The following is a 12,090-nucleotide window of genomic DNA, read 5'->3' as shown; positions in this document are numbered from 1 at the left end:
ATGCTGGCTCGCAAGCTTGCTCGGATCGTATTCGCTCTGCTGAAAGGGCAAAGCGAATACCAACCAAAAGCGGCTTGAGGGCTTCCCCTCAACCATAGAATCTCCCACAGAGTGCACAGGGTGGGGTCTGGTCAGGGCAGCGCAAAGTGCAAGGCGCTTTGGCCCCTCTTCATGCAGCTTGCACGATGATCAAAATGATGCGCATCTCAACTCGTTGTTTTAAAAGGATTTTATAAAGCCGCTTGGCTGGCACGGCCGATGCAATCCTTGGTTAACGCGACGTCGGCGCTTGAAGCCGGCTCGTAACCGTGAATTGCCGAGGAGCTTTATATGAACGCCATCGATCTGTTGAAGGCTGACCATGAACGCGTCAAAGGTATTCTGGCTCAACTGAGCGAATCCACCGAACGCGGCATCAAGAAACGCACTGACCTGTTGGCGAAACTGGAAATGGAAGTCTCCATCCATACCCGGCTGGAGGAAGAAATCCTTTATCCTGCCTTCAAGCAAGTGGGCGGCAAGGATGAGGCCGAGATGTACTACGAGGCCAAGGAAGAGCACCGCACCGTCGATTCGCTGGTACTTCCGGACCTGAAGGCCACCGACCCTTCCCAACCGGAATTCGCCGGCCGGGTGAAGGTGGTCAAGGAACTGCTTGAACACCACATCGAAGAAGAAGAAAAAGAAATGTTCCCTCAAGCGAAAAAACTGTTGGGCAAAGCCAAGCTGGACGCCTTGGGTGAACAGATGGAAACCATGAAAGCGCAGTACAAGAAAGAACTGAGCAGCGCCAATCTCGCTGCCTGATCGAGTACCGCGAATGCTTCAGCCGTCATTCGGACGGCTGAATGCGTTCCGGTTTGCTACTGCTGCATGTGTTCGCGCAAGAATTCGATCAATGCCTGCACAGGACGCGAGCTCTGCCGATGCTGCGGGTAAACCGCCGAAAGTGTCAGCGGCGCGGTTTCGAAGCCCTTGAGTACCTGGACCAATCGTCCCTCCTTCAATCCATCCCCCAGGATAAACGTCGGCAGGTAAGTAATGCCCATGCCGGCGATAGCCGCATCCCTGAGCAGTTCACCGTTGTTGGCGCGCATGCGACCGCCGACTTCCAGCACCAGCGGCTTACCCCCTCCTGCAAATCGCCACTGCACCTGACGGCCATGACCGTAAGGCAGGCACTCGTGCCCGCCCAGGTCTTCGGGCCGTGTAGGGTGGCCGCGTTGGGCGAGGTACGCCGGGCTGGCGCAGAAGATCCGCTCGATGGTGGCAATGCGTCGGGCGATCAGCGTCGAATCCTCCAGCACGCCGATTCGCAGCGCGAGGTCATAGCCCTCGCCCAGTAAATCCACGGAGCGGTCGCTCAAGTCGACCTCCACGCTGACGTCCCGGTAGCGTTGCAGAAACAACGGCAACAGGCTCCCCAGGTGCGCCACGGCGAATGACAGTGGTGCGCTGAGGCGAAGGGTGCCACGGGGTTCGCTGGTCTGGCCGCTGATGCCCTGCTCCACTTGCTCGATCTCACTGAGCAGGCGCAATGCCGCTTCGTAATAGCGTTGGCCGAGGGGCGTCACGTCCAGTCGCCGCGTCGAGCGATTGAGCAGGCGTACACCGAGTCGCTGCTCCAACTCCATGAGCTTGCGGCTGACGAACTGCTTGGACAACCCCAACTTGTCCGCTGCGGCCGTGAAACTGCCCGATTCCATGACCTGGGCGAAAATGCGCATTTCTTCGAAGGGGTTCATTGGAGATCCGCGGGTGGACAGTCAGGAATTCTATAAACAGATTCAGGTTTTTCGCCAGGCAAAAAGATGCCCGCACAAAGGCGGGCATCCATTCAGACAGGCAGCACAGCTTACTTGGCAGTCAGTGCCGCATAACTGTTCATCAGGTTGCGGTAGTTCGGAATGCGCTGGGACAGCAGGTTGCCCAGGCCTTCGATGTCGTTGCGCCAGTCGCGATGCAGCTCGCAGGCCACCGAGAACCAGTTCATCAGTTGCGCGCCAGCAGCGGTCATACGGGCCCAGGAAGCTTGCTGCACGGTTTCGTTGAAGGTGCCCGAGGCATCGGTGACGACGAATACGTCGAAACCTTCGGCCAGCGCCGACAGGGTCGGGAATGCCACGCAGACATCAGTCACCACGCCAGCGATGATCAGTTGCTTGCGACCGGTGGCCTTGATCGCCTTGACGAAGTCTTCGTTGTCCCAGGCATTGATCTGGCCTGGACGCGGGATGTAGGGCGCGTCCGGGAACATTTCCTTGAGTTCCGGCACGATCGGGCCGTTGGGGCCTTGTTCGAAGCTGGTGGTCAGGATGGTCGGCAGTTCGAAGAACTTCGCCAGGTCGGCCAGGGCCAGTACGTTGTTCTTGAACTCGTTCGGCGAGAAGTCCTGGACCAGGGAAATCAGGCCAGTCTGGTGATCGACCAGCAGGACGACTGCATCATCTTTGTTCAGGCGGTTGTAGACAGGGGCGTTGCTCATGGATGACTCCTTTGGATGGATGTTACGAAACCTTGTGGGAGCGAGCCTGCTCGCGAAGCGTCGGCACATCCGACGACTCCGCAAGCTGACACACCGCTATCGCGAGCAGGCTCGCTCCCACAGGGGGAAACGGGACAACTTCAGTCAGAAGGCAAAGCACGAACAGCCAAACGCGCCCCAGAAACCCTGGAAGTCACTGACCGGCACGTTCGACAGTCGCGCTCGCTCATGGCTGTGGGAGTGCACGGCGCAAGGGCCGCTGCACTGGTGAACCTGGGCCTGCAGCGGTGAGGTCGGGCGCCAATGCCCCGGGACCTTGACCACCGGCGACCAGTCCGGCAATACGGGAACGCTGGCCGGGCCGAGTTTTTCGAAGTCGCCGGCGGCGTACACCACCTTGCCATCGACGACCGTCAGCACGGACTCGATCCACTTGATGGCTTCTTCCTCGACACTGAAGAAATCCGCGCTCAGGGCCGCCAGGTCCGCCAGTTGGCCGACCTTGATCTGGCCTTTCTTGCCCTGTTCGGAGGAGAACCAGGCGCTGCCATGGGTGAACAGCTCCAGCGCGGTCAGGCGCGGCAGGCCTTCTTCGTACAGCGACAGGCCGCCGACGGTGCGCCCGCTGACCATCCAGTACAACGAGGTCCACGGGTTGTAGCTCGACACACGGGTGGCGTCGGTGCCGGCGCCCACCGGCACGCCCTCGGCCAGCATGCGCTTGATCGGCGGCGTGGCTTCGGCAGCCTTGGCGCCGTAGCGGTCGACGAAATACTCGCCCTGGAACGCCATGCGGTCCTGGATCGCGATGCCGCCGCCCAGGGCCCGGACCCGCTCGATGTTCTTGGGCGTGATGGTCTCGGCGTGGTCGAAGAACCAGGGCAGGCCATTGAACGGAATGTCCCGGTTGACCTTCTCGAACACGTCGAGCATGCGGCTGATGGATTCGTCATAGGTGGCATGCAGGCGGAACGGCCAGCGTTGCTCCACCAGATGGCGCACCACCGGCTCCAGGTCCTGTTCCATGCCGGGCGGCAGGTCCGGACGCGGTTCGAGGAAGTCCTCGAAATCCGCCGCCGAAAACACCAGCATTTCACCGGCGCCGTTGTGCCGCAGGAAATCGTCGCCCTGGTGCAACTTGACGCTGCCGGTCCAGTTCTTGAAGTCGGTGAGCTCTTCCTTGGGCTTCTGGGTGAACAGGTTGTAGGCGATGCGCACCGTCAGTTGCTGTTCACGGGCCAACTGCTCGATGACCGCGTAATCGTCCGGATAATTCTGGAAACCACCGCCGGCGTCGATGGCGCTGGTCAGGCCCAGGCGATTGAGTTCGCGCATGAATTGACGGGTGGAGTTGACCTGGTATTCCAGCGGCAGCTTCGGCCCCTTGGCGAGCGTCGAATACAGGATCATCGCGTTGGGCCGCGCCACCAGCATGCCGGTCGGCTCGCCGTTGCTGTCGCGCACGATTTCACCACCCGGCGGGTTCGGGGTGTCGCGGGTATATCCGGCCACCCGCAGCGCGGCGCGGTTGAGCAAGGCGCGGTCATACAGGTGCAGCACGAACACCGGGGTATCGGGGGCGGCCTGGTTGAGTTCTTCCAGGGTCGGCATGCGTTTTTCGGCGAACTGGAATTCGTTCCAACCGCCCACCACGCGTACCCATTGCGGCGTCGGCGTGCGGTCGGCCTGGTCCTTGAGCATGCGCAAGGCATCGGCCAGGGACGGCACGCCTTCCCAGCGCAGTTCCAGGTTGTAGTTCAAGCCACCGCGGATCAAGTGCAGGTGAGAGTCGTTGAGACCGGGAATGACCGTGCGGCCCTTGAGGTCGATGACCTGGGTGCCGCTGCCACGCAAGGCCATGGCTTCGGCGTCAGTGCCCACGGCAACGAATTTGCCCTGGCTGATGGCAACGGCGCTGGCGCGGGGTTTCTCGCGGTCGACCGTGTGAAATTGGCCATTGAACAGAATCAGATCGGCATTCATCGGATTTCCTTTTGAATGAGAAGAAGCAAGGGACAGGCGCGGCCAGAAAGCCGCCGCGGCACTGAGCAAGGACCCGGCGGCCAGTAACTGGCGGCGCAGCGGATCGGTCGGATCATCGTTATTGGCCATGGCCGGACTCCAGATGTTCATGGGCCTTGGACGCTTCCAGCCACGGCGCGAACAAACGGGTCGCCAGTGGCATGCACACGTAACAAACCGAGAGCACAATGGTCAGGGTGATCAGGAACGTGGCGACCACGTAGTTGGACAGAAACGCATTGAGTTGCAGCACCGGCCCCCAGATCAGCGGTACCAGCAAGGTGTGCGGCAGAATCACCAGCAACGTCACCACGGCCTGCTTCCAGCGCGGCGGCGGCGTGGAGGCATCGGCCAGCGGGGCAAACCAGAACTCCTTATGGGCCCCGACTTCAGTCTGGTCACCGTCAGCCAGCAACGGCGCGGCTTCGTCGATCAATTCCCGGCGCACAGGCGAATCCAGCCAGCGTTGCATGGCCTCGGTGGAACGGAACCGCAGCACACAGGTGAACAGCGACAGCCCGCCCTGCTTGCCCCGGACCACATCCACGCCCAGGTGTCCCGGCCAGCCACCCGCCACGGTCACGGTGCGACGCAACCAGGCCTCGTAGGCCGCGTCCTGACCGGCCTTGACCCGGTGCTTGACCACCAGGGTGACGATTTCATCGGCACCGGGTCTGGCGCTGGTTTCGAGGGTTTGCGATTCAGACATGGCGAAGCACTCCAGCAAAATGCGTGTTGATTGCCAGACGCCCGGGTCCGGCAATGAAGACGCTGGTAAACAGGATCAGCAGCAGCCAGCCGAACTGCCCTTCTTCCAGGCTCCACTGTGGGTGGACCACCAGCAGCGCAACGGCCAGCAGGAACAGGATGGGCAGGCAGGCCAGGCGCACCAGGACACCGGCCATGATCAGCAACGGACAGAGCACCTCGGCGAAAATCGCCAGCACCAAGGTCGGTGCGGCGCCGAGGTGAAACGGGTCTTCGATACGGGTCAGCTCGACGCTGTAGTTCAACAACTTCGGCAGCCCATGGACCCAGAGCAGGAACAGCGCGCCGCTCAAGCGCAGGAACAGCAAGCCCAGGTCCTGCAACGGACGTTCATCGGTGAGGTTCATCGGTGGTCTCCGACCGGCTGCGCTGAAGCGGCCGCCGGCAACGGTTGGGACATATGTGTGGCGATGCGCGAGCGCAGCCAGCGCTCGGCGGGGTCGTTGTCGTGGACACCGCTCCAGACCATCGACAACTCGGCCGGGTTGATCTCGAACGGCGGGTCTTCGGCGCGCAACCCACAGCCTTCCACCAGCGCACAGGCCGCGTAGTCGGGTACGGTGGCGATCAGTTCAGTGCCGGCGAGCAATGCGCGCAACCCGCTGAACTGTGGCACCGCCAGTACCACTTTGCGGGTCCGGCCGATGCGGGCCAGATCCAGGTCGATATTGCCGCTCAGATCACCCGAGAACGACACCATGGCATGGGGCCGCGTACAGTATTCGTCCAGGGTCAGCGGGCCCGGACGCTTGTCGCCACGCAAGACCTTGCAGGGGATATCCCGCAGTTTCTTGCGCTTGGCATTGGCCGGCAGATCGGTGGTGTAGCTGACCCCGACGCTGATTTCGCCACTGGCCAGCAGCGACGACATCAGCAGGAAATTGGCCCGGCGCACCACCACGATGATGCCCGGCGCTTCTTCCCGCAGTTGGCTCAACAGCGGCGGAAACAGGCCGAACTCGGCGTCATCCGACAAGCCGATGCGAAACACGTCGCAACTGGTGGACGGATCGAACGCCTTGGCCCGGCTGACCGCGCCGGAAATGGTGTCCATGGCCGGTTGCAGCTCTTTGAGGATGGCCATCGCCCGCGGGGTCGGCTCCATACCGCGCCCGTGACGGATCAGCAGCGGATCGTCGAACAGATCCCGCAACCGCCCCAGCGCCGCGCTCACCGCTGGCTGGCCCATGAACAGCTTTTCCGCGACGCGGGTCAGGTTCTTCTCGAACATCAACGCCTCGAAGATCACCAGCAGGTTCATGTCGAGGCGGCGTAGATCGTTGCGATTCATCGATTAGGGTCCTGTGCAATACCGATCCTGTGGGAGCGAGCCTGCTCGCGATAGCGTTGTCACATTCAACATTGATGCAAGCTGATCCGCCGCCATCGCGAGCAGGCTCGCTCCCACAAGGGCCATAGCTTGGTCAACCCTTGATGAACGCCAGCAGGTCTGCGTTCAACTGGTCCTTGTGGGTATCGGTCAGGCCATGGGGCGCGCCGGGGTAAACCAGCAGCTGCGAGTTCTTGAGCAGTTTGGCGGCTGCGATGCCAGCGGTTTCGATGGGGACCACCTGGTCGTCATCGCCATGGACCACCAGGGTCGGCACGTCGATGTTGCGCAGGTCTTCGGACAGATCGGTTTCCGAAAACGCCTTGATGCAGTCATATGTGTTCTTGTGACCGGCGAGCATGCCCTGCATCCAGAACCAGTCGATCATGCCTTGGGACACCTTGGCGCCCGGACGGTTGGCACCAAAAAATGCACTGGCCACATCTTTGTATAGCTGAGAACGGTCCGCGAGGGAGGCCTGGCGGAAACCGTCGAATACCTCGATCGGCAAGCCGCCAGGGTTGGACGCGGTCCGCACCATCAATGGCGTCACTGCCGAGATCAGACCGAGCTTGGCTACGCGGGCGGCGCCATGCCGGCCGATGTAGCGCGCCACTTCGCCACCGCCCGTGGAAAAGCCCAGCAACACCGCTTCCTTGAGGTCCAGCCGCTCGATCAATTCCGCCAGGTCATCGGCGTAGGTGTCCATGTCGTTGCCATTCCAGGGCTGACTTGAGCGCCCATGTCCGCGACGGTCATGGGCAATCACCCGATAGCCGTTGGAGGCCAGGAACATCATCTGCGCTTCCCAACTGTCCGAGTTCAACGGCCAGCCATGACTGAAGACCACCGGTTGACCACTGCCCCAATCCTTGTAGTAGATCTCGGTGCCATCGCGGGTGATGAAGGTGCTCATGACATGACTTCCTTGCAGTGAATGAAGGGCTTCATGGTCGGTTCAGAAACGGCTCCTGCGTGAGTTAAACGTTGTTAATTTTTCCCTCTTTTGTGACGAGCAGATGTCTAGGTCGAGGGATCCGGAGCTCCTCGCCGTTGCGTTCAAAGCCAAACCTGAGGAATATGCTCGGATAAATCCCATATACCGGGACCCCGACATCGAGAACACCATGAACCACCCCCTCGACCTTGCCGTCGAACAGACCGTGCATTTCGGCCCCTATCAGGTCCACCCCCGCCTACGCCTGGTACTGGAAGCCGGACAACCGTTGCGCCTGGGCCGGCGGGCGGTGGAGATCCTGCTGGTGCTGCTCGAACACGCCGGGCAAGTGGTCAGCAAACCACAGCTGATCGCTCGGGTCTGGCCCAAAAGCGTGGTGGAAGACACCAACCTGCGGGTGCACGTCGCCGCACTGCGCAAGGCCCTGGGCGACGGTCAGGCCGGCCAGCGCTACATCGTCACCGTGGCCCAGCGTGGCTACAGTTTCGTGGCGCCGATTTCGTTCGCGCCGCTCGAAGGACAGACGCCCGTTGCCCCTGCGTCATTGGTCCATAACCTGCCACTGCCGAACACCCGGATGATCGGGCGCCAGGCGATCCTGGATGAGCTGGTGGCTCAACTGCCGCGCAAACGCTTCATCACCCTGGTGGGCGCGGGGGGCATCGGCAAGACCACCGTCGCCCTGCGCGTCGCCGAGCGGTTGATCGGCCGCTACCGCGACGGCACGTACCTGCTCGACCTGGCCTCGCTCAACGACCCGGCCATGATCGCGCCGAACCTGTCTGCCTTGCTGAAGCTGGCGCCTTATAACGGTGAACCGCTGGATGTCATCGTGCGCCAACTCAAGGACCAGCATCTGCTGCTGGTGATCGACAATTGCGAGCATCTGATCGATGCCGTCGCGCAATTCAGCGAAGCCCTGTTGCGCGGTGCGCCCCATCTGCACATTCTGGCCACCAGTCGCGAAGACCTGCGGGCCGAAGGCGAACATATACAGCGCCTGGATGCCTTGGCGTTTCCGCCCAAGGGGATGGCCATCGAAGGCTACCCCGCCCTGGAATATCCAGCGCTGCAACTGTTCGCCGAACGGGCGATGGCCAGCCAGGAAAGCTTCGAGCTGACCGACCGGGAGGTTCCCCTCGTGCTCGATATTTGCCAGCGATTGGATGGCATTCCCCTGGCAATCGAGCTGGCCGCTGCGCAGATCGGCCGCTTCGGGCTGGAAGCCCTGCACCGGCAACTTCAGGACAGCGTCGCCCTCCTCCACCAGGACTGCCGGGCCAGCGCACCGCGCCAGCAGACCCTACAGGCCACCCTGGACTGGAGCTTCGCCCTGCTGACGCCCTGTGAGCAGGCCTGTCTGCGGCGGGTGGCGGTATTCATGAGCAGCTTCAACCTGGCATCGGCCGCGGCGGTGATCGTCGGCCCGCATATCGCGCCGGATCAGGTGCTGGTGTCGATCAGTCAGTTGGTCGCCAAATCATTGCTCAACGTGGAGCTTGGCGACGAAGAAGTGCGCTATCGCCTGTTGGACACGACCCGTAGCTATGCCCTGGAGAAACTGACCGAGGCCGGTGAGCTGTCCATCAGCCAGGCGCGCCATGCCGAACGCTGCCTGACACTGATGGAGCAAGCTGAGAGCGACTGGGAAAACACCCCGACTCAGCTCTGGACCGCCCGCTACGCCGACTATCGCGACGACATCCGCGCCGCGCTTGACCGGGGCCTGGCCCCACACGGCGCGCACGCCGTCGCCATTCGCCTGACCGCCCGGACCCTGCCTCTCTGGCAGGAACTGTCCCTGCTCAAGGAGCACGGCCTGTACGTCAACAAAGCGCTGGCATTGCTGCAGGCCAGTCCCGCGCCCTGTCCAAGGCTGACCCTTGCCCTGGAACTGGCCCGTGGCAGTTTCAGCTACCACACCGTAGGCGGCACATCGGCGACCATTGACGCGTTCATCACCGCTCGCCAGCTTGCGCAGCAGTGCAAGGACCTGACCAGCGAACTGCGGGCGGTCTCGGGCCACATGGCCGTCAATCTCAGTTGCGGTCATTACCAACAGGCTCTGGAGCAAAGCCGGGACTTCGACCGGTTGGGCACGCATGGCGACCCGACCCTGTCTCTGAGCACTCAGCGGCTGCGGGTACTGGCGCTGCATTTCGCCGGCAACCAGGACGCGGCCCGCCGTGACGCCGAGGAGGTGATCCAGCGCATGTCCCAAAGCGGCCATCTCAGCCGATTCACCCACGGCTTCGGCGTGCAGTACGACCAGAGCGTCGCCGCGCTGACAATCCTGGCGCGGATTCTCTGGCTGCAGGGTTTTGCCGAGAAAGCCCGTCGCACCGCCAGTCTCGCGTTGCAAATCGCCCTGCAGATCAACCATGGCACCTCGATCTGTTACACCCTGGCACTGGCCGGTTGTGTGATCGAGCATTACAACGGCAACCGTGCGACCGCCCATGAACGGCTCCAGATGCTACGGCACCAGGCAAAGAAACATTCGGTGCTGCTGTTCGATGATTGGGCCGGTTGCTACGCCTGCGCCTTTGAGGGGAGCCCCTCGCCGGTGGATCAGATCACCACCGGTCTGATCCACGATATCGTCGTCACCCTGCGGGCTGATCTGGTCAGCCCGAAACAGATCGAACGGGCCCACCAGGGGCTGGCGGGCTGGTGCTCGGCGGAAATCCTGCGGGCCGACGCCCAAGCGCTGCTGGCAGGCAATGACCCAACGCTCGAAACGCGGGCTGAAGAGCAACTGCACATGGCCTTGAGCATGGCCCGCGACCAGGGGGCCCTGGCCTGGGAGCTGCGCAGCGCCATGTCCCTGGCCCGGCTATGGCAGGGCCGAGGTCAGGAACAGGCGGCGCGGAACCTGCTCGAACCGGTTTTTCGCCGGTTCACGGAGGGCTTCGATACACCCGATCTAGTGGAGGCCGATGCGCTGCTCCAGTCCATGTCTCGGCGGCACGGGCCTTGACTGGGGCGCCCAGGCGTCCTGCAACACATAACGCCGATGATAAAGATGCCATTGACCATTACGCTGCAGTTTTTCCAGGGCATAAGCCCGTGTGGTATGGAGCAGGTAGAACCGAACCTCTTCGCCGCACGGGTCGCGCATCACCAAAGATTGTTTCACCAGCTGTGCCAACAGCGCAGGCAATTGCCCTGGGGTCAGCTCGGGACAACTGACCACCGCCATCGCCGCGTCCAGGCTGAAAGGACCGTCGAACACCGCGAGGCGTGACAACACTGTCTGCCCGGCGGCACCCAGGCGCTCGAAACTCCAATCCAGCGACGCTTCCAGGCTGCGGTGGCGAGCCAATGCGGTGCGCCGGCCATGGCTCAAGAGCGCCAGCCCGTCATCCAGTTGTTCAAGCACCCCCGCGACCCCTAGGACGCCAACCTGAACCGCGGCCAGCTCCAGGGCCAAAGGCAGGCCATCAAGACGCTGGCACACCTGTGCAAGAGTTGCCCGCTCCCGGTCGTTCGGCTTGAACCCGTGCTGACGAGCACTCACCCGGTCAATCAGCAACTGCACCGCCGGACAGGCCAACAGCGCCTGCTGGGGCTCCAGCTCTTCGGCCACCGCCAGGCCGGGCAACTGCACGACATATTCATCGGCCAAGTCCAGGCATTCGCGACTGGTCACCAGCACCGACACCTCGGGAGCGGCTGCACGAAGCACCAGAATCAGTTCCCGACAGGCGTCGAGCAACCGGTCGCAGCCATCGAGCACCAAGAGCATCCGACAGGATCCAAGCTGCAATGTCAGGGCGTCGGGCTCCAGGCCCAGCGTCTGAGCGAGGTGCGCCCGCACCTGATCCGGATCCACCAGCGCATCCAGATCAACCAACCAGACGCCGTCATGGAAATACCCCAGCAATAACTCCGCCGCCCGCAGCACGACGGTGGTCTTGCCGACACCGCCCGGCCCGGTCACGGTGGTCAGGCCGTGGCGCGGCACGTCGGCCAACAGCTGACCCAGTACTCTGTCTCGTCCCAGCACCGGGCTCAGGCGCGCAGGCAGGTTATGCCGTTCGCTGCGTGACGCTGAAACCGGTGAGGAAACAAAACAATAGCCTCGCCGGGGATCGTTGCGGATATACCGGCACCCTCCCGTGACATCACGAAATGCCCGGCGCAGCGCCGCGATATGCACGCGCAGGTTGATGGCTTCGACGACGCTGTCCGGCCAGACACGCGCAATCAGGGTCTGCTTGTCGACGTAGCTGCCGGCGTGTTCAACCAGGACATGAAGAATATCCAGGGCCCGTCCGCCCAGCGACAGGGGCCTGCCCTTGCAGGTGACCAGGCGCTGCTGCGGATGGAAGGTAAACGGACCGAAAACCACCGTCGTTTCGGTACCCGGCTTGGCGAAATTGTTCATGGGCGTTCCAGCGCCAGCAGCCAGTTTGGACATGACGCTGTACCCGACAATGTCTCTGCCCCGGCTCAAGCGCATCCTTTCCAAAGGGTTCACCGGTTATCTTGGCAGCCATGAGCGACACGACAATACTGGCAAAG

10 protein-coding genes are annotated in these 12,090 nt (G+C 62.4%); 2 read left to right on the top strand and 8 right to left on the bottom strand.

Going from position 1 to position 12,090, the window contains the following annotated elements; translation table 11 throughout:
* The first annotated feature begins 330 nt into the window (after nucleotides 1–330).
* Nucleotides 331–807, top strand: a complete 477-nt coding sequence (locus EGM97_RS22305) for a hemerythrin domain-containing protein (RefSeq protein ID WP_238962162.1) — start codon at nucleotides 331–333, stop codon at nucleotides 805–807.
* 56 nt (nucleotides 808–863) lie between these two features.
* Here EGM97_RS22305 and EGM97_RS22300 read toward each other — a convergent pair whose 3' ends face one another.
* From EGM97_RS22300 to EGM97_RS22270, 7 genes are all read right to left on the bottom strand, one after another.
* Nucleotides 864–1,745 (bottom strand): LysR family transcriptional regulator, encoded by an 882-nt coding sequence (locus tag EGM97_RS22300; RefSeq protein WP_238962163.1) that lies wholly within the window; start codon nucleotides 1,743–1,745, stop codon nucleotides 864–866.
* A 110-nt stretch (nucleotides 1,746–1,855) separates the two neighbouring features.
* On the bottom strand, nucleotides 1,856–2,485 hold the full coding sequence (ycaC, locus tag EGM97_RS22295; protein ID WP_238962164.1) for an isochorismate family cysteine hydrolase YcaC: 630 nt from the start codon (nucleotides 2,483–2,485) through the stop codon (nucleotides 1,856–1,858).
* A 144-nt stretch (nucleotides 2,486–2,629) separates the two neighbouring features.
* Complete coding sequence (locus tag EGM97_RS22290; protein ID WP_053158860.1) at nucleotides 2,630–4,468, bottom strand: amidohydrolase; 1,839 nt, start codon at nucleotides 4,466–4,468, stop codon at nucleotides 2,630–2,632.
* A gap of 118 nt (nucleotides 4,469–4,586) precedes the next feature.
* Nucleotides 4,587–5,216: an antibiotic biosynthesis monooxygenase gene (locus EGM97_RS22285; RefSeq protein ID WP_238962165.1), complete on the bottom strand. Its 630-nt coding sequence runs from the start codon at nucleotides 5,214–5,216 to the stop codon at nucleotides 4,587–4,589.
* Nucleotides 5,209–5,622 (bottom strand): DoxX family protein, encoded by a 414-nt coding sequence (locus EGM97_RS22280; protein ID WP_238962166.1) that lies wholly within the window; start codon nucleotides 5,620–5,622, stop codon nucleotides 5,209–5,211. The genes EGM97_RS22285 and EGM97_RS22280 overlap by 8 nt, the downstream gene beginning before the upstream one ends.
* Nucleotides 5,619–6,566, bottom strand: a complete 948-nt coding sequence (locus tag EGM97_RS22275) for a LysR family transcriptional regulator (RefSeq protein WP_238962167.1) — start codon at nucleotides 6,564–6,566, stop codon at nucleotides 5,619–5,621. The genes EGM97_RS22280 and EGM97_RS22275 overlap by 4 nt, the downstream gene beginning before the upstream one ends.
* Before the next feature lie 133 nt (nucleotides 6,567–6,699).
* Entirely contained in the window at nucleotides 6,700–7,521 is an 822-nt protein-coding gene (locus tag EGM97_RS22270) for an alpha/beta fold hydrolase (RefSeq protein ID WP_238962168.1), read from the bottom strand.
* Nucleotides 7,522–7,732: 211 nt separating this feature from the next.
* Here EGM97_RS22270 and EGM97_RS22265 point away from each other — a divergent pair, with 211 nt between their 5' ends.
* Nucleotides 7,733–10,543, top strand: a complete 2,811-nt coding sequence (locus tag EGM97_RS22265; RefSeq protein ID WP_238962169.1) for an ATP-binding protein — start codon at nucleotides 7,733–7,735, stop codon at nucleotides 10,541–10,543.
* Here EGM97_RS22265 and EGM97_RS22260 read toward each other — a convergent pair.
* A complete protein-coding gene (locus EGM97_RS22260; RefSeq protein ID WP_238962170.1) occupies nucleotides 10,490–11,953 on the bottom strand; it encodes an ATP-binding protein in 1,464 nt (487 codons plus the stop codon). The genes EGM97_RS22265 and EGM97_RS22260 overlap by 54 nt on opposite strands.
* Nucleotides 11,954–12,090: the final 137 nt, after the last annotated feature.

This window comes from Pseudomonas sp. AF32, from assembly GCF_022342325.2.
Taxonomy (GTDB): Bacteria; Pseudomonadota; Gammaproteobacteria; order Pseudomonadales; family Pseudomonadaceae; genus Aquipseudomonas; species Aquipseudomonas uvaldensis.
The sequence above is the reverse complement of the archived record's forward strand: the minus strand, read 5'-3'. Positions and strand labels throughout refer to the sequence as shown.